This window comes from Parabacteroides sp. D25 (assembly GCF_000307475.1).
GTDB classification, from domain to species: domain Bacteria; phylum Bacteroidota; class Bacteroidia; order Bacteroidales; family Tannerellaceae; genus Parabacteroides; species Parabacteroides distasonis.
Genome location: NZ_JH976504.1, coordinates 224173 through 242829 on the forward strand (window position 1 = coordinate 224173; position 18657 = coordinate 242829).

20 protein-coding genes are annotated in these 18657 nt (G+C 45.6%); 9 read left to right on the plus strand and 11 right to left on the minus strand.

Going from position 1 to position 18657, the window contains the following annotated elements:
• Positions 1-7: 7 nt before the first annotated feature.
• The 3 genes from HMPREF0999_RS13670 to HMPREF0999_RS13680 all read right to left on the minus strand — a co-directional run bounded on the left by HMPREF0999_RS13670 (position 8) and on the right by HMPREF0999_RS13680 (position 2336).
• Complete coding sequence (locus tag HMPREF0999_RS13670) at positions 8-457, minus strand: META domain-containing protein (RefSeq protein WP_008772651.1); 450 nt, start codon at positions 455-457, stop codon at positions 8-10.
• Positions 457-882 (minus strand): META domain-containing protein, encoded by a 426-nt coding sequence (locus HMPREF0999_RS13675; protein WP_005858961.1) that lies wholly within the window; start codon positions 880-882, stop codon positions 457-459. Before HMPREF0999_RS13675 ends, HMPREF0999_RS13670 begins: the two co-directional genes overlap by 1 nt.
• Before the next feature lie 83 nt (positions 883-965).
• Positions 966-2336, minus strand: coding sequence for an MATE family efflux transporter (locus tag HMPREF0999_RS13680; protein ID WP_009276164.1), 1371 nt, complete (start codon positions 2334-2336; stop codon positions 966-968).
• Positions 2337-2481: 145 nt separating this feature from the next.
• Between HMPREF0999_RS13680 and HMPREF0999_RS13685 the strand changes: the two genes are divergently transcribed.
• Positions 2482-3780: a M23 family metallopeptidase gene (locus HMPREF0999_RS13685; RefSeq protein WP_008772654.1), complete on the plus strand. Its 1299-nt coding sequence runs from the start codon at positions 2482-2484 to the stop codon at positions 3778-3780.
• Between the two features lie 3 nt (positions 3781-3783).
• Positions 3784-4152, plus strand: coding sequence for a YccF domain-containing protein (locus HMPREF0999_RS13690; protein ID WP_005858967.1), 369 nt, complete (start codon positions 3784-3786; stop codon positions 4150-4152).
• Between the two features lie 311 nt (positions 4153-4463).
• Here the strand turns inward: HMPREF0999_RS13690 and murI are convergent, their stop codons facing one another.
• From murI to ribD, 8 genes are all read right to left on the minus strand, one after another.
• Positions 4464-5294, minus strand: coding sequence for a glutamate racemase (gene murI / locus HMPREF0999_RS13695; protein ID WP_009276165.1), 831 nt, complete (start codon positions 5292-5294; stop codon positions 4464-4466).
• Positions 5295-5384: 90 nt separating this feature from the next.
• Positions 5385-5879, minus strand: coding sequence for an OmpH family outer membrane protein (locus HMPREF0999_RS13700; RefSeq protein ID WP_005858972.1), 495 nt, complete (start codon positions 5877-5879; stop codon positions 5385-5387).
• A gap of 74 nt (positions 5880-5953) precedes the next feature.
• Positions 5954-6469, minus strand: a complete 516-nt coding sequence (locus HMPREF0999_RS13705) for an OmpH family outer membrane protein (RefSeq protein ID WP_005858974.1) — start codon at positions 6467-6469, stop codon at positions 5954-5956.
• Between the two features lie 172 nt (positions 6470-6641).
• Complete coding sequence (bamA, locus tag HMPREF0999_RS13710; protein ID WP_008772656.1) at positions 6642-9332, minus strand: outer membrane protein assembly factor BamA; 2691 nt, start codon at positions 9330-9332, stop codon at positions 6642-6644.
• 14 nt (positions 9333-9346) lie between these two features.
• Positions 9347-10090 carry an isoprenyl transferase gene (locus HMPREF0999_RS13715; protein WP_008772657.1) on the minus strand — a complete coding sequence of 248 codons (744 nt, stop codon included), beginning with the start codon at positions 10088-10090 and terminating at the stop codon, positions 9347-9349.
• Between the two features lie 11 nt (positions 10091-10101).
• Complete coding sequence (locus HMPREF0999_RS13720; protein ID WP_009276166.1) at positions 10102-10806, minus strand: DUF6089 family protein; 705 nt, start codon at positions 10804-10806, stop codon at positions 10102-10104.
• An 81-nt stretch (positions 10807-10887) separates the two neighbouring features.
• Complete coding sequence (locus tag HMPREF0999_RS13725) at positions 10888-12264, minus strand: DUF6242 domain-containing protein (RefSeq protein ID WP_009276167.1); 1377 nt, start codon at positions 12262-12264, stop codon at positions 10888-10890.
• A gap of 119 nt (positions 12265-12383) precedes the next feature.
• Positions 12384-13463, minus strand: a complete 1080-nt coding sequence (gene ribD / locus HMPREF0999_RS13730; protein ID WP_009276168.1) for a bifunctional diaminohydroxyphosphoribosylaminopyrimidine deaminase/5-amino-6-(5-phosphoribosylamino)uracil reductase RibD — start codon at positions 13461-13463, stop codon at positions 12384-12386.
• A 56-nt stretch (positions 13464-13519) separates the two neighbouring features.
• On the opposite strand from ribD, the gene HMPREF0999_RS13735 reads away from it, so the two are divergent.
• From HMPREF0999_RS13735 to HMPREF0999_RS13765, 7 genes are all read left to right on the plus strand, one after another.
• The gene (locus tag HMPREF0999_RS13735; protein WP_005858986.1) at positions 13520-14476 is read left to right on the plus strand and encodes a N5-glutamine methyltransferase family protein; all 957 of its coding nucleotides are present in this window, start codon (positions 13520-13522) and stop codon (positions 14474-14476) included.
• Positions 14473-14973 (plus strand): regulatory protein RecX, encoded by a 501-nt coding sequence (locus tag HMPREF0999_RS13740; protein WP_008772662.1) that lies wholly within the window; start codon positions 14473-14475, stop codon positions 14971-14973. The genes HMPREF0999_RS13735 and HMPREF0999_RS13740 overlap by 4 nt, the downstream gene beginning before the upstream one ends.
• Positions 14954-15643, plus strand: coding sequence for a ComF family protein (locus tag HMPREF0999_RS13745; protein ID WP_005858990.1), 690 nt, complete (start codon positions 14954-14956; stop codon positions 15641-15643). The genes HMPREF0999_RS13740 and HMPREF0999_RS13745 overlap by 20 nt, the downstream gene beginning before the upstream one ends.
• Before the next feature lie 86 nt (positions 15644-15729).
• The gene (gene pyrE / locus HMPREF0999_RS13750; RefSeq protein ID WP_005858992.1) at positions 15730-16365 is read left to right on the plus strand and encodes an orotate phosphoribosyltransferase; all 636 of its coding nucleotides are present in this window, start codon (positions 15730-15732) and stop codon (positions 16363-16365) included.
• Between the two features lie 22 nt (positions 16366-16387).
• Complete coding sequence (locus tag HMPREF0999_RS13755; RefSeq protein ID WP_005858994.1) at positions 16388-16801, plus strand: polyketide cyclase; 414 nt, start codon at positions 16388-16390, stop codon at positions 16799-16801.
• Positions 16802-16814: 13 nt separating this feature from the next.
• Entirely contained in the window at positions 16815-18155 is a 1341-nt protein-coding gene (gene argH / locus HMPREF0999_RS13760) for an argininosuccinate lyase (RefSeq protein WP_009276169.1), read from the plus strand.
• The gene (locus HMPREF0999_RS13765) at positions 18148-18621 is read left to right on the plus strand and encodes a Rieske (2Fe-2S) protein (protein ID WP_005867883.1); all 474 of its coding nucleotides are present in this window, start codon (positions 18148-18150) and stop codon (positions 18619-18621) included. Before argH ends, HMPREF0999_RS13765 begins: the two co-directional genes overlap by 8 nt.
• Positions 18622-18657: the final 36 nt, after the last annotated feature.

Below are 18657 nucleotides of genomic sequence, written 5' to 3' on the forward strand. Positions count from 1 at the left end.
GGTGATTTTATTTTTGCTTTTTGATCACCAACAACTTATCATTATTGGTCCCGAACAAAGCGATTTCCGTAACAGGAGCCGCCTCACCCTGTGCCTCAAAGCGCACCACCTTATTAAGCGCTTCCAGCAACTCACGCTCGCCGCTCATATCCGGGCAAGCCATTCGGGTAGTCGCTACCTGTGGGAACTTAATGATATTTCTATAAGCATCATTATATTCGATCTTCCCCATCAACCGATTGCAACCGGCATTTCCTGAAAGCCCTTGACGAGCCACGTCGAACACCAAAACCTGATGAGTCTCCTCGGGATTCAACGTCTTACCGTTCATCTCCACGACACCCCATTCACCATCCAGATCCGAGAAAGAAGCTACCACCGCTTTCTTGGACTTACAACCGGCGAACAAACCGACGCCTACCAAAAGCAGGCAAATATAAAAAAGACCTTTTCGCATTAATTTCTCTCCAATACTAATAATACATTACCATCTTGGTCTACCAACAACATCTCATTCTCATCTTTTCCGGCCTTCACGGAACGAACCTGATCCATCGATTGAAGCACGCTCGTCTCCAAATCCATATTCGGACAAGCCATCATAGTCGTAGCGCCCGGAGCGATCGTAATAGAAGATACATCTTCCGGATCTAACGTGATCGTCGTATTGAATAAATTACAGCCTGTATTTCCATGTAATTTCTTCTCAGCCATATTGAAGTCCATCTGCGGCAGGCCTTCTTCCAAGACTTTCTCACCTTTCACTTCTACCACATTCCATTTACCTTCCAACTTCTTCACATCTGTCTTGACGTCTGAACAAGAAAACATCATCCCAACGAAAGCGGGAAGCAAAAACGCATAAAACAATACCTTTTTCATCTTCATCATAATCTTTTATAAAATATCTATTGTAATTAGTAAGACGCAAATAGAAGGCAAAATGTTCCCAAGAGCACCCTGTTTTAGCTTATATTAACAGGGTTCTTGATTAACATCCTCTTTTTCCACTTCTGCGTTCGCCATCGCAAACAGAGTACCGCTCCCCTGGAACACTCGTCCAAAGCAAAAGCGAACCACATCCCCGCTAAGCCTAATCCGAACACGATACCGAACATATACCCGCAGAACACGGCAAAGAACCACATACAGAATAACTCGATAATTACCGGGACCACGACGTCGCCTACCGAACGCAAGCAGAATAAGAACAGCAGTACCGTGGCCCGCCCTTGCTCCAAGAGTACATCTACCAGCAAGGCTCCCATCGCGATCGTTATGATTGCTTGATTCTCAGTAAATATCCCCAATAAAGGACGTCCCAGCAGATAAACCCCGGTACTAGCGACCAGCGTAATCAGCAACGACCTCCTCCAAGCATACCAACTCAATAAATAAGCGGCTTGCTTCTTTCTCGCGCCCACCAAATTGCCGGTACAAATAGAAGTAGCTTGCGCGATCGACAAAGAGAAGATATAGCCGATTATCACGATATTCATCACATAAACACGCGCTGTCAAGTACTCATTACCCAACATATTGATGAAGTAAACGATCGTCACCTGCGAGGCATCATACGAGATTTGTTCCGCCGCCGAAGGCAAACCGATCTTCAACACGTCTCTCAACTTCTGAAACGGGAACGGACGGAAATAAGCCAAAGGGATACGAGGCACCAACCGCTTGAACAGCATGATAAACAAAAGTGTCATCGCCACTCCCCGGCAAACAGAGGTAGAGATAGCCGCTCCTTGTACACCGAGGGCAGGGAAACCGAAATGGCCAAATATCAACGCATAATTTCCAAACACATTCAATACATTGATCAACAAGGTCACCTGCATCGCGTAATTCGGCTTGTTCGCCGCACGGAGCACCGCCGATATCGTGAAACTAACCGCTTGGAAGAAGCCGAACCCTCCGACAATGTGCATATAAGTCTCAGCGTCCGGCATCAGATCCGGACGGATATCCATCAGGACCAGCATCTCCCTACCGAACAAGAAAAGCATCAAGCTGATCAAGCAACCGATTCCCGCGTTAAACAGCAAAGACGTCCCTAATACCTGAATAAAACTCTTATTATCTTTCGCCCCGAAATAGAGGGCGCACATGACGGAAGTTCCGGTCGTGGTAATATTGAACAGCAGGAATACCATGTTCAGCAATTGATTCACCACACCTACCGCCGCCACCGCATTATCGGAATGATGGCTCAGCATAAGCGTATCCACCACGCCTAAAGTCAACATCAGCAAGGTTTCCAGAAAGATAGGCCCTGTTAATTTAAATAATTTGCCTCTCAGCCCTCTCGGGGCACGGAATAGTCTATACATGTCCATTGATCTGCTTTCTACCTAAACACCTTTTTTACGAGTCCGCGAAGGTACAAAGCTTTACGCTAAATAGGTTTCGCTATTTCTATTATTTTCCGTAAGTTTGTATCCGGTTGAATAATTTTTGATGAACAAACGAAGACAAATGGACAAGAAACTACCTATATGTATCGTATTAGTCATGTTGATGAGTTGTTTCTCCTGCAAACAGCCCCAACAGCCCACGGAAGACGCAGACATGGATACGCAGTGGGTGGATAGCTCACAGCATCTGTATCAATACGGCATCTGTATCGATTCCTTGGACGTAAAAGAGTATTTGATGAAAAACGGGGATAATCCCGCCTCCATCTTCTCCGGGCTGGGCTTCACGGCCTTGAAAGCAGACAGTATCAGCAGGGCATCCACCCATGTCCTCGATCCGACGAAACTGCGAGCCGGCATGCATTATTACACATTTTCCACGGTAGATTCCTTGGAGACGATCCGATATATCGCCTTCGCCAAGTCGCTGACCGATTATGCCGTAATCGACTTGACCGGCGATACGATCAACGCCTATGAATTTAATAAGCCGATCACCCTCAAGAAAAAATATACGGAAGGAGTATTAAACTCTTCCCTATGGAACGTGATCAAGGCCAACGGAGGTGATCCGTATCTGGCGATCAAGATATCGGACGTGTACGCTTGGCAAATCGATTTCTTCGATATCAAGGATGGAGACTCCTTCAAGGTTCTATACAATGAGGCTTACATCGACGATACCACCGCCTTGAGCATCGCCTCTATTGAGGGGGCGATCTTTACGCATCAAGGCAAAGAGTTTGTAGCGATTCCTTTCACCCAAGACAGTATCTTCGAATACTTTGATGAGGAAGGGAACAGCCTTCGCAAAGCGTTCTTGAAAGCGCCATTAGACTTTTTCCGGATCACATCCCGTTTTACGAACGCCCGTTTCCACCCGATCCTCAAACGATACCGGGCGCATCATGGGGTTGATTACGCAGCACCGACCGGTACACCGGTACGCAGCATCGGAGCTGGTACGGTTATCGCCAAGGGATATCAAAACGGCGGGGGCAATTTCCTGAAAGTGAAACATAACTCCGTATACACCACGACTTATATGCACTTAAGCCGCTTCGCCAAAGGAATCCAAGTAGGCAGCCATGTGCAACAAGGCCAAGAAATCGCTTATGTAGGCTCCACCGGACTCTCTACCGGACCGCATCTAGACTTCCGTGTCCACAAAAACGGGCAACCTATCGATCCGCTAAAAATGGAAGCTCCCCCTTCTGAACCGGTGAAACCGGCCTATAGGGATAGTTTCGCTTTCGTTAAGCGGCAAATCTTGGCGGAAATAGATAGCTTTCATGTAGCCACAGTTAGCAAAGCATCTGTTATATATGAGAAAGATAGTATCAACCATTTAAATAACTAGCGTATGAAATTCTTGGGGAATATAATATGGTTACTCTTCGGAGGGATTATAACAAGTGTAGAATATCTGATATCCAGCCTAATACTAATGATAACGATCATTGGTATACCTTTTGGCCTCCAGACCTTAAAATTAGCGATACTGGCTTTATGGCCTTTTGGCAGCCGTGTCGTAGACGAGGGGAATTCCGGAGGATGCCTGTCACTTATCATGAATGTGATCTGGATATTCGTCGGAGGCTTTTGGATTTGCCTTACGCATCTGGGATTCGGCCTTTTGCTATGTATCACGATCATCGGCATCCCTTTCGGCATGCAACATTTTAAGATGGCAGCTTTAGCCTTGGCACCTTTCGGAAAGAGCATACAATAAGGGAACGTCTGACTTTTCTGTAGAAGACAGACATCCGGCAAGAATTTAGGCTAGGATAAGGTATTATACCTATTTCTTTCTATACCTATACATTCTCGCTCCTTATTCTATTTCATAAATCACGGTATGGTACGTACAGACCACGCCTTGGTTTGTATAGATCAAGCCTTGGTCTGTAGAGTTCACGGCGTGATCTGTAGAATTATACTAGATATTCAAATGAATTCATCCGATATCTTTCAAGTATTCATAAAGAAGGAGGGAAGTATAAATAGCGTTCATATACATCTCCCTCATAGGGCCTAGGGGCGTTATAGCTCGATCTGGGAAACCGAAACCGGAGTATTCATGAAGATAGAGGCCGCCTCAGAAAACTTCTCTGCCGACTCCGTGGTAAGAAAACGGCAACTTCCTCCCTTCGTGAGTTTACGATCCATTTCCGGGTGACGCCCTAAATAATCTCGCAAACTCTCCGCTACATGCTCGCCTTGCGAGAATAGAGTGATGCCGGAAGGAAGAAAAGCACGGATCTTATCCATCAAAAGGGGATAGTGAGTACATCCCAAGATAAGCGTATCGATTTGCGGATCTACGGATAATATATGGTCGATATGCTTTTTCACGAAATAATCCGCTCCCGGAGAATTAAACTCATTATTCTCCACCAAAGGAACCCACATGGGGCAAGCCTCGCCTGTCACTTGGATATGTGGGTACATCCTGCCGATCTCTATCGTATAAGAATTGGACGTAATCGTACCGCTCGTACCTACGATACCGATATGTTTAGTACGGCTGATCGTATCCACTAACTCAACTGTAGGACGGATGACTCCCAATACACGACGATTGGGATCCCATGTAGGCAAGTCTTTTTGTTGGATCGTACGAAGCGCTTTCGCGGATGCCGTATTACAAGCCAAGATCACCAATTGGCAACCCGACTCAAACAGACGCGATACCGCCTGACGGGTAAATTGATAAACGACCTCGAACGAACGGGTTCCATAAGGAGAACGTGCGTTATCGCCCAGATAAACGTAATCATAACCGGGCATCAACTGATGGATCTTATCGAAAATCGTCAGTCCGCCATAACCCGAATCAAAAAGACCGATCGGACCGGGAGCTTGTGGAAACATATCAGAACCTTTCTTTTATAAAGTACAAAGGGTGCAATCCTTTCGGAAAACACCCCCTCTTTTATTCTATAGAATAAATTTTCTCGCTAATTACAAACCGAGTTTCGTACGAACAAACGGAGTTGCGTCTACCGCGTTAGTACCCGTATAAAGCAAAGCTGCCGGATCGATGATATACGTATATCCCTTCTCCTCGCCTACCTTCTGGATAGCCTCGTGCAACTTCTGTTGGATCGGTTGCAACAATTCCTGTTGTTTCTTTTGTACGTCTTGCTGAGCTACCTGAACGAAGTTATCCATACGTTCTTGGATATCTTGAATCTCTTGCATTCTTCTCAACTTGATATTTTCTGTCAATGAATCTTGCTGCGCTACGAAGTCTGAATATTTCTTTTGGTATTCATCTTGCATTTGCTTCAATTCAACTCTATATTTCTCATTCAAGTCTGCCATTTGTTTTTCCATACCAGATACCTCCGGCATAGCCATAAACACCTCTTGAGTTTTTACAAACGCAATTTTAACTTCCTGAGCGATAGCTCCCAACGGGAGAATCATCAACAATAAAACAATAAGTTTCTTCATTTTTACTATATAATTACTTTGTTATTAATCAAGCTTTCACACTTTTCATGCATAAAGCGCACAAATGTAAGCATTTATTTTGAATATCCTAACTTAATCAGCACTTCATTACTGATATCGATCTTCGGAGAAGCGAAAATAATGCTCATAGCTGAAGCTCGATCCCAAACAATTTGATATCCCTTGTCTTCCGAGATTTCTTTCACCGCATTATACACCTCGTCTTGAATCGGTTTCATCAAACTCTCGCGTTTCTTATATAACTCACCCTCAGGACCGAAATATTTACGCTTCAGATCTTGCGCCTCTTGCTCTTTCTTCACGATCTCTTCCTCACGTTTCGTTTTCATCTCGGCAGAGAGGAATACCAGATCGCTCTGATAATTCTTATACATATTCTGAGCTTCTTGCTGAATCGCTTCCACCTCATTTTGCCATTTCTTGGAAACTTGGCTCAACTGCTCATTGGTCATTTCGTAAGCCGGAATATTCTTCAATATATATTCCATGTCGATTAAAGCGAACTTCTGTGCCATGCCGGCAAAAGAACAAAGCAACATCAGACAGCTCAATGTGATAATCTTTTTCATACTCTCTTTATTTATAGTTCTACTTTATGACTGCAAATATAACAGAGGGTTTACTTACAGCCTACCAATATTCGTTAAAAGTATTTATTTAAATGTAGAGACGGGGCGTGCCCCGTCTCTACATACGGAACACGCCCCGTCTCTACATACGAAGCTATACCCGATCTATATTTTAGAATTCCTGTCCGATGATAAAGTGCAGGTTACTACCGCTACGTTTACCATTAGATCCATAATTCGGCTCGTCGAAACCATAAGCCCAGTCGAGTCCCATCAAACCGATCATCGGCAAGAATATACGGACACCGACACCGGCGGAGCGTTTCAAGTTAAACGGATTAAAATTCTTCAAATCAGTCCAAGCGTTACCAGCCTCCACAAATACCAATCCGTAGATCGTAGAGGAAGGCTCCAGCAAGAACGGATATCTCAACTCCATAGCCAAACGAGAATAAGCGTATCCATAAGAGTTGTAACCACCATTACCGGCGATACTACCATTCTCATAACCTCTCAAACCGATCGTTTCCTGAGCATAGGTACTGGAGTAACCACTCATACCGTCACCACCCATATAGAAGGTCTCGAACGGAGACTTCTTATTTTTATTATAAGTACCTAAGAAGCCATACTCAACACGGGTCATCAATACCGGCGTACGTTTCACGGTCAACGGAGCCAACGGAGAGAAGATCTTCGCTTTGAACTTCCATTTATGATACTCGATGAATTTATACTTATCCGGGTCTGAGCTTGACATCGACGCATAATCCTTACCATCGAATAAAGAGTAAGGAGGCGTAGCAGCTACAGACAACATGAATTGTGAACCCTTACGAGTATACAACGGGTTATCGATAGAGTTACGTTGCAACATCAACTCCAAGTTGATATTATGGCAATTTCCGTTATTAACCAAGAAATAGTCCCAATCATGCATCATATACAACTGATAGTTCAACGTCGCCATGAACTGGAAGTAGTCGTCCGGCCAATTCAAACGTTTACCATAACCGGCCGCTAAACCGAACATCATGATAGACTTATCCGGGTCGTAAGCATACTCATAACTATTATTGTAACCATAGTTGCCGTAATAGTTGCTACCATAGCCATAACCGCCCCCATAATAACCGGGATAACCATAGCCATAGCCCGGATAGCCATAACCATAACCGGAATTGGTCAAGTAATTGCTACTGATATCGGTTTGCTTTGAGAAATAAGCGCTGACAGACAATGTATTCGGTCGTTTACCGCCGAACCAAGGATCCATGAAGGAGATGCTGTAAGCCTGGTAGTAACGCCCATTCGTCTGGCCGCTCAAGGTCAATGTCTGTCCCTCACCTTGCGGGATGATGCCCTTATAGGTTTTCGGGTTTAAGAAGTTCTTCATAGAGAAGTTCGTAAACTTCAAACTTAACTTACCGATCACACCCGTCTGTCCCCAACCTGCGGAGAACTCGATCTGGTCATTCGCCTTGGAAACCAAGTTATACTCGATATCCACGGTTCCATTCTCAGGATCAGGCAGCGGCACCGGATTCATGTTTTCCGGGTCGAAGTGTCCCATCTGGGCCAACTCACGAACGGAACGCATCAAATCCTCGCGGCTGAACAACATACCCGGCTTCGTACGCAACTCACGGCGAACGATATCCTCATACAGACGGTCATTACCATTAATGATAATACGGTTGATCGTCGCTTGCGGACCCTCTTGGATACGGATCTCTAACGAGATAGAGTCATTCGCTACATCCACCTCTACCGGATCGGCGTTGAAGAACAAATAACCGTTATTAAAATAGACATTCGAAACGGCATCCTCATCCGTACTCAAACGTTCGTTCAATTTCTTTTGATTATACACCTCGCCCGGTTTCATACCCAGCACGGCCATCAAATAGTCCGTAGAATATTGCGTATTACCCACGAAGCGAATATCTTTCAAATAGTATTTCTCACCTTCATCCACTTTCAAGAAGATATCTACCTTCTTCTCGTTAAAGTTCGCTACGCTATCGGACAACAATACGGCGTCGCGATAACCATGCTCGTTATATTTAGCGATTATATTTTTCTTATCGTTCTCATATTCCTCAGTCGTGAACTTCTTCGTGCTGAACATCTCCATGATACTGGTTTTCCAGTCGTTCGGCAAGCTGAACTTCTCGTTCGTCTTCTTCATCGCCTTCTTCAACTCCCGGGCGGTCAGTTTTTCGTTACCCTCAAAATAGATACGATGGATCTTGGTCTTTTCATTCTTATCGATATTGATATCCACGATCACCTCGCCTTCATTCGCGGGATCGTCCTTTTGCTCGATCTCGACATCCACGTTCTTAAAGCCTTTGCCATCGAAGAACTTCTGGATCACGATCTTGGCACGGTCCATGACGTTCGGCGTCACCTGGAAACCTTTCTTCAAGCCCAGCTTCGCCTCCAAGTCCTCACGCTCGCCTTTCTTGATCCCGTGGTAATTGACTTGCGAGATACGCGGACGTTGCTTCAGCTGGATCTCCAGCCAAATCTGGTCGCCCTCGATCTTCGTCGCCAAGATCTTCACATCCGAAAACAAGCCATGTTTCCAAAAACGCTTCACTGCTGTAGTGATCTCCTCTCCCGGTACGGTAATCTCATCGCCTACCGACAAGCCCGAGAAGCCGATCAACACAAAATCATCATAATTCTTGATACCCGTAATCTTTATATCCGCGATCTTGTATTTCTTCGCGGCCAACGAGTACGAAATGACCGGCACTTCTGCCGGCGCCTCAACTTGGGTAGTGTCTATTTCTTGGGCAAACGCACCGCAAGCGAAACCCAAGCAAATAAAAAACAGCACTATTCTTTTGTACATATAACAGCTATTGTTTATAAGATTAATTGCTCACTTGTCTTACCGAAACGACGCTCACGTTGCTGGTAATACAATATAGCCTCATACAACTCTTCTTCTCTGAAATCCGGCCAAAACACATCCGTAAAGAAGAATTCAGCATATGACAACTGCCATAGCAAGAAGTTACTGATGCGTTTCTCTCCTCCGGTCCGTATCAAAAGATCGGGATCGGGGATATTCTTGGTCGTCAAGTGGTCCGAGACCATGGCCTCGGTTATATCATTGGGGTTTATTTTCTGTTCCAAGACCTCTTGGGCGAGTTGCCTAGCCGCTCTGGTGATCTCCCACCGGGAAGAATAACTAAGCGCCAGAACAAGTGTGGTTCCCGTGTTCGCCGAAGTCATATCGATACATTCTTGCAATGTATTATATGCATCCTCACGCAAGCGGGAGAGGTCGCCTATGGCGGTAAGGCGGACGTTTTTCTTCATCATGTCCGGAGTCTCCCGGTGAATGGCGGAGACCAGCAAGCTCATCAGCGCTTGGACCTCTTCTTCCGGACGATTCCAGTTCTCGGTAGAGAAAGTGTACAACGTCAGATATTTCAATCCGAGTTGAGTGACCGCATCCATAATCTTACGGACCGAAACAACGCCTTCCTGATGCCCGAAGCTACGGTCTTTCCCCTTCGCCTTGGCCCAACGTCCGTTCCCGTCCATAATAATTGCCACGTGCCGTGGCAAGCGATTCTTGTCTATTTTCTCAATCAACGACATTTTTTATCTTACTAATATTCACTTATATTTTTCGCATTGTTACAAGTACGGCACCTCGGGCCGAAATCCCATGTAACAGACAACAACAAGAAAGAGTACCAATCTTTATTCTTAAGAGCGCTACTCTTAACACCATACGGATCGTCCAACATGTCCTTTCCCTCTAGGCCATCGCCAAATAACTTACGAAACGAGAACTCGCACCCTAAATTAAGGCGGTTCTTGATCTTATATTTCATGCCCACGCCTAAAGGAATATTCGGGCTGGCGAAAGTCTTCCCGCCACCCGGAGCCACCGTCAGCCCAATGCCCACCAAGACATAAGGAGAGAAACGCTTCGCCCCCGCATAGTCGAACTTATCGCTATACGGGAAAAAGTTGAACTCCGCCTGTCCCCCCAACTCCATGATACTACGGTTGAAAGAGGTTTGGGCATTATTCGGAAAAACGTTCTCCATACCTTCGGTCTTACCGGAAACCTGTCCCCACATCAAGTTGGCTTTCAAGGCCCAACGAAAGTTGATGTTATACCGGAACACGGCTCCCACCGCCGGATTCATTCCTTTAAATATCGTATTCTTGTTGGCGTCGCCCATATAAAAGGCGCCACCAGCCATACCACCGATCTCGTACTTATATTCCTGCGCCCAAAGCGTAGGGACCGTACCCGCTAATAGGATGATTATGAGAAGCCGCTGAAAAAAAGTTGAAGTCATAAGCCTTGCTGTTATATATACCACACTTCTTTTTCTAACGCTAAAAGCCTCATAAAATTATACATCTCCTATCGAACTTTTCTATTCCTTCGGGATCAAACGATTGATACGGCCTCTCCAAAGTTGGTTCAAGTCATTGGAACCAGTGCTGGTCTTTCCTCCGAAAATGTTCACGAAATTCTCTTTATCCACAATAATTGAGGAAAAGCCTCTCGCCGCATAGTCGGTCGGTAACACCACCATCGAGTCGATCAACGACCAAGAAATACCATAATCTATCGATTGATACATATCTTTCAATGCCTTGTTCGAAGCGTCGATACCTCCGATCAAGAAAAACTTATCGTCATAATTCGTGATCATCGCTCCCTCACGCTTCGTGAAGTTTGCGTCACCAGAAGCCATCAACGCCCAAGAGATACCATCCATGGTAGCCCAAGTCGTATTAACCACTTGGTTGTCCACGGTACGTCCGCTGGCGGTCATCAAGTACTCATGATACATTGCGGCATATTGGAGATTGCTAAATCCGGTAACAGGGAATCCGCTAGGCACCGCATCTCCGGCGATCCACTCCATGGATTCGTTCATCGCATAGAACGCTAGCTTTCCTTCCTGATCCACGATCGTAGCCAAGGCGGAAGGCTGTTTCGTGCCCTGCTTCACGCTACCCAAAACGTATTTCACGGAAGGGGCGTTCTCTACAGCGCTCCAAGTCAAGCCATCCTCGGATCTATATAAAGTGCCATTTGTAGCCGGCACATATAAAGCTTTGTTATACTCAGTAATCTGGGAGATCAAAAGCCCATCGGAAGGCAGACCGGTCAAGGATAATGGCTGCCAGCCCTTAGGCGCGCTTACCGGAGCGTAATATAATTGGTAAGGTTTACCGGACTCGGCGGGTTTCACATACATAAAGTAATTCTCCGATCCATTATAATCGTAGGTTACCACCTTCTGATCCTTCACGGTAATGCCAATCATAGGATTCGCGTACATACTCCAAACCATAGAGTCCGGAACCACTTGATGGATATTCACTTGCGCCATATAGACTTTTGTCGTGACTTGGTCATACGCATGAACCACGAACTTTACCGGAGCGGAGAAATCGATGGAATCCGACAAACTACTTAAATAATAAGTGGAATCGGGATAAGCCTCGGGACTAGCCTCCACGCCACCTATCACTGAAGAATTAGCGAACCCAATCTTACAAACCACTTTCTCGATCTTCGTACCAAAAGGTAAAGAGTCTATATTAAAAATCCGTCCCGTTAGCTGGTCTATCGTAAACTTCACAGTATCCAACCCCGACACAGAATCATGACTTAATGAAAAAGTATGTATCTGGCAATTCTTAATAGCTTCTACACCAACGATTTCATCTGACTTCAAACAAGAAGACAGCACTAACGCAAAACAACCTGTTATAAATAGTACTAATTTATTTTTCATCAAAAACATAAGTTTGTCGCATATAAAGGCACAAAAGTAGAAACATTTTTTGCTTTCACCCTAATACCTGCTAATATTTATAATATTTTAGTTGATTATATGAGCCTTAAAATTCATAGTTATGATTTTTCGAACTCATCGTTATGATTTAAAATTTCATAGTTATGATTTTTAATGCTCATAACAGAACCTCGAGAGACACGCCTAACAACCCCCTTTTCAAGCATCGGCGCATGCACCCCTTGATACAGGCGAACCGGAGCTGTTTCCACCCTCGCCTCGTCCCACACATCCGCTTCCACGAAAGAATTAATCAGCTGAGTCCCACCTTCCACCAATAAGGAATCCAACTTCCGGACAGCAAGATGATCTAACACTTGCCGGATCACCGGACCCTCGAAATCTATCCGGATATACTCCACGTCCTCTCGGTTTTCCACTTCCTTCTCCGTAAATATTAATGTACGCAAGGAACCATCCAGTAACCGATAAGAATCGGGAATAACGAGCCGGCGATCCAATACAACCCTAACCGGAGAATTACCGGACCAATGGCGCACGTTCAATGAAGGATTGTCCAATAAAGCAGTCCGTGTACCGACCATGATAGCCGCCACCTCCGAGCGAAGTTTATGCACCAAGCGGGAAGTCTCCGGAGAAGACAAAACCGTGACCGGCTCCAACACGTCCATACGTAAACGGTCGATAAACCCATCCTCACTCTGCGCCCATTTCAAGATAATATAAGGACGGCCTTTCGTTTGTAGCGTCATAAACGCCTTGTTCAACGCACGGGCTTCTTCCTCCATCACGCCTGTGACTACCTCGACACCGGCCTCACGCAACATCCGCACACCTCGCCCCGACACCTCGGGAAAAGGATCCAAGCAACCGACCACCACCCGTGGAATCCCTTTCCGGATAATCAACTCGGCGCAAGGAGGCGTCTTCCCATAATGAGAGCAAGGCTCCAGACTCACATAAATCGTACTGTCTTTCAACAAAGACTCGTCTTTCACGGAAGCGATAGCATTCACCTCGGCATGCGCCTCCCCACATTTCCTGTGAAATCCCTCACCGATAATACGGCCCTTATGCACAACCACCGCACCAACCATCGGATTCGGACTGACATTTCCCCTCCCTCCTTTAGCCAACTCGATGCAACGAGCCATGTATTTCTCTTCAACCTCTACCATAATCTTTGCATATAAACGGTTTTTACACTACTTTCGCGATAAAACAAGAGAAAGATATGACTGAGACCGTCGCTTACATCCGAAATTCCCTCAAAGATATTTATCCTCCCGGCGAAGCCCAAGCGCTCGTCCGGCTCATCATGGAACGTGTTTGCGGTCTTTCTACCCATCAACTCCTGTTAGGCAAAGGTAAAGAATTATCTGATACGGAGAAATTTAAAATCAAGGAGATTGTAGAAGGACTGCGTTTATACAAGCCCATACAATACTTATTAGGCATAGCGGATTTTTACGGGATGGAGTTTAAGGTGACGCCGGACGTATTGATTCCCCGCCCGGAAACCGCCGAGTTGGTCGAGCGGATCATCACGGACTACCAAGGCCAAGCCCCTCGTATATTAGATATCGGCACGGGAAGCGGCTGTATCGCTATTTCCTTGGCGAAACATCTTCCGGAGGCAGAGGTAGCGGCGGTGGATATATCACCCGAAGCGCTCGCCGTGGCCGAGGAGAACGCCCGTATGAATCAAGTTTCCGTATCCTTCCATGAATTGGATATCCTTTCCGAAGGTTATTCCAGTTTCATGCAAGAGAAACAAAATTTTCACGTACGTGAAACTAGATTTTCATGTACGAGAAACAAAATTTTCACGTACGTGAAACTAAAATCCCATACGGAGGAAACCGAAGCGTCTCTTATAGGAAGCTTAAACTGCATCGTCAGTAATCCCCCTTATATAATGTATAGAGAGAAAGCGACCATGGAAGCGAACGTTCTGGAGAACGAGCCTCATCTAGCCTTGTTCGTTCCCGACGACGATCCGCTTCTCTTCTACCGGGCCATCGCCCGCTTCGGACAAAGGCATTTGGCGGAAGGCGGGCATCTCTATTTCGAGATCAACGCCCTTTGCGGAAAAGAGACCGTAGCGATGCTACGTCAAGAGAATTACACCGAAGTCGAATTAATACAAGATTTATACGGAAAAGACCGGATCGTAAAAGCAAAAATATGAAAGAGATAACCGAACCCGAGATGTTGCACCGGGCAGCCGCCTATTGCTCCGCCGCCGAACGCTGCATACAAGACGTACAGAAAAAGATCGATGCCGCCGGACTTCCCCCCGACGCCTCCGAGCGTATCATCGCTCGCTTGCTGAAAGAGCGGTTTATCGACGAATCCCGTTACACCCGTTTCTTCGTGAACGATAAGCTACGATTCAATAAATGGGGACGGGTAAAGATAGGCTACGAGCTTTATAAGAAAAACATCCCCTCCCCGATCCGGGAAGAATCGCTCGCCGCCATTGACGAGGGAGAATACCGCTCCATCTTACTCGATTTACTAAAAAGCAAAAAGAAATCGACAAAAGGAAAAGACGAGCGGGACCTATTCAACAAGTTACTCCGTTTCGCCGCCGGACGAGGTTTCGAAAGCCGGATCACGTTGGATTGCCTAAGCCAATTATTCAAAGGAACAGACTGCGAGGATTATGCCGACGACATGGAATAATCTGCTCAACCTGTTTTTCCCAAACTTATGTAAAATATGTAAACGACCACTCGTCGAGGGAGAAGAACAAATTTGCCTGAAATGCCTATGCGACCTGCCGCACACGGGATATCATCAACAGGCGAACAACCCCGTCGAGCAACTTTTTATCGGAAAGAACCGGATCGAATATGCCACCGCTTATCTACGATACGAGAAAGGCGGAAAAGTACAAAGCCTGATCCACTCGCTCAAATACCATGATAATAAAGAGTTGGGCTATCTACTCGGACGGCAGATAGCGAGAGAGCTCCAAGCGGATCACAGCCCGATATGTACCGTAGACCTCCTTATCCCCGTTCCCCTGCATCCCCGCAAAAAACGGCAAAGAGGTTACAACCAGTCCGAATGGATCGCCTCCGGCATCCGTTCCATATGGGATATCCCCATCGATACGCAAAGTCTAGCCCGCACCACCCACACAAGTACCCAAACTCGTAAGGCCATTTACGATCGTTGGTTAAATGTATGTTCTATTTTTAATGTCATTCATCCGGAAAGCTTAAAAAACAAACATATCCTGCTCATAGACGACGTGATCACAACCGGAGCCACGATTTCCGCTTGCGCAAAGGCTTTATCAGGGATTCCGGGCATACGCATCAGCATTTTAGCCCTGTCTGTCGCATAAATATTAATAAAAAATTAACGTACGATATTCAAGGTAATGTCATTCAGTTTATCTATTTTTGCAGACTGATATAAATATAGGATTGTATGAAAACACTGGAAAGTTTAGTAGCAGAAAAATTATTAAAGATTAAAGCCGTAAAGTTGCAACCGGCCAATCCGTTTACTTGGGCATCCGGCTGGAAATCTCCGATCTACAATGACAACCGAAAGACTCTTTCTTATCCGGTCGTTCGTAGCTTCATTAAATTGGAGTTGGCTCGTGTGATTAGTGAAAAATTCGAGAACGTAGATGCCATTGCCGGTGTTGCTACAGGCGCGATCGCTCAAGGTGCTTTAGTAGCCGATTTATTAGGATTGCCATTCGTATACATCCGCTCTACGCCAAAAGATCATGGATTGGAAAACCTTATCGAAGGAGAATTGAAACCGGGTTCTAAAGTAGTGATCATCGAGGATTTGGTATCTACCGGAGGTAGTAGCTTGAAAGCCGTACAGGCCGTACGTAACTTTGGTTGCGATGTCGCGGGTATGGTAGCTATCTTTACCTATGGATTCCCTGTAGCGGAAGCCGCTTTCAAGGACGCTAAAGTAACATTGACTACATTGAGTAACTACGACGCTGTCTTGGAAGAAGCTGTCCGTACGCATTACATCGATGAGTCTGAGATCGCGGTTCTTCAGGAATGGCGTAAAGATCCGGCTAACTGGGACCCGAAATAAGTAATAAACAAAAAGACACTCAATGACTGAAGAATTTGTGAGTGAGGTCAAACAGATCCCACACAATGATGAACGTATCTTCACGATGTTGTCCGATCTTTCCAACTTGGAACGTATCAAGGATCGCATCCCGCAAGATAAAATAAAAAATTTTGAGTTCGACAGCGATACCTGTAGTTTCGCTGTCGATCCCGTTGGTAAGATTACCTTCCAGATCGTAGAAAGAGAGCCGAATAAATTAATCAAGTTCACGACGACCAACTCTCCTGTTCCCCTTTTCTTATGGATACAATTGAAACAGGTGGCCGAGGACGACACACGGTTAAAAATCACGGTTCGTGCCGATCTGAATCCGTTCTTGAAACCAATGGTATCGAAACCTTTGCAAGAGGCTGTGGATAAAATCTCGACCGTTATCGCCTCCTTGCCTTATTAATTCCTTTTTCATTATGGCTCAGAAACTTTGGGAAAAAAATGTACAGGTAGATCATGAAGTAGATATATTCACGGTAGGTAAGGACCGTGAGATGGATCTTTACCTCGCTAAATATGACGTATTAGGCTCTATGGCGCATATCACGATGCTGGAAAGTATCGGTTTGTTGACTAAAGAGGAACTAAACGTCTTATTAGCAGAATTACGGAATATATACGCCGTAGCGGATCGTGGAGAATTCATCATCGAGGAAGGCATCGAGGATGTGCACTCGCAAGTGGAACTCATGCTTACACGTCGTTTGGGCGATATGGGCAAGAAGATCCATAGCGGGCGTTCCCGTAATGATCAGGTCTTATTGGATCTGAAGCTTTTCACCCGTTCGCAAATACAGGAATTGGTTGAGTTGGTTTCCGGCTTGTTCGACGTTTTGATCTCCCAGAGTAACCGGTACAAGGATGTACTGCTTCCCGGATATACGCATTTGCAGGTAGCCATGCCCTCTTCGTTCGGACTTTGGTTCGGCGCTTATGCGGAGAGCTTGGTAGATGATTTGCAACTTATGCAAGCCGCATACCGTATTTGCAACCGCAACCCGCTGGGTTCCGCCGCCGGATATGGTTCATCCTTCCCGCTAAACCGCCAGATGACTACGGATTTATTAGGTTTCGACTCGCTGGACTACAATGTGGTATACGCCCAGATGGGACGTGGCAAGATGGAACGCACCGTAGCTTTCGCTATGGCGGGTATCGCCGCTACGCTCTCCAAGTTGGCGTTCGACGCTTGTATGTTCAATAGCCAGAACTTTGGCTTCATTAAACTGCCGGATCAGTTCACGACCGGCTCCAGTATCATGCCGCATAAGAAGAATCCGGATGTATTTGAGTTGACACGTGCCAAATGCAATAAGCTTCAAGGCTTGCCTCAGCAAATCATCTTGATCAGCAATAATCTTCCTTCCGGTTACTTCCGGGATCTCCAGATCATCAAAGAAGTCTTCCTCCCGGCTTTCGACGAGCTGAAGGATTGCTTACGCATGGTAACTCATATGATGCGTGAGGTGAAAGTGAACGAGCATATATTGGACGATGATAAATATTCTCTATTGTTTAGCGTGGAAGAAGTGAACCGCCGTGTCTTGGCCGGAATGCCTTTCCGCGACGCTTATAAGCAAGTAGGTTTGGATATCGAGGCCGATAAATTCGTTCCTTCGAAAAGCGTCAACCATACGCACGAAGGTAGTATCGGTAATCTATGTAATGAACCAATCGCCGCCATGATGCGTAGCGTGATAGGTTCTTTCTCTTTCGAACGGATGAACGAGGCTGAAAAGAAATTGATCCATGGATAAGATAAGACGGATATTTCCACTTTTGATCTTGTTTACGCTATTATCTTGCGCAGACACGATAGAGACTCGCATTCCCTATCGTGCGGTCTATCTGGAACTAGATCTGACTTATCAAGATAAAGCGTTGAATGCAATACAGGCTTATAAGATCTACACCTCTAAAGATGTAGACCAAGCTGGCGAGCAAACAGGTTTTGGAGGCGTATTGGTCTATCATGGATTGTCCAGTAACGGAACTGGAGCATTCTTCGCATTCGATGCCGCTTGTCCTCATGAGGCATCCGCTAATGTCATCGTAGATGTGGACGAATCTGCCGTATACGCCATTTGTCCGAAATGCGGTAGTAAATTTGAACTTTTAAACGGTATCGGCAATCCGGTGGAAGGACCTTGCGCTGAGGAGAAACAAGCCCTCAAACAATATGTCGTCGATACAAACGGTAATAAAATTTACATCCATAATTAAATTTTTCACCGGAAATGTTTGGTAGTATAAATATTT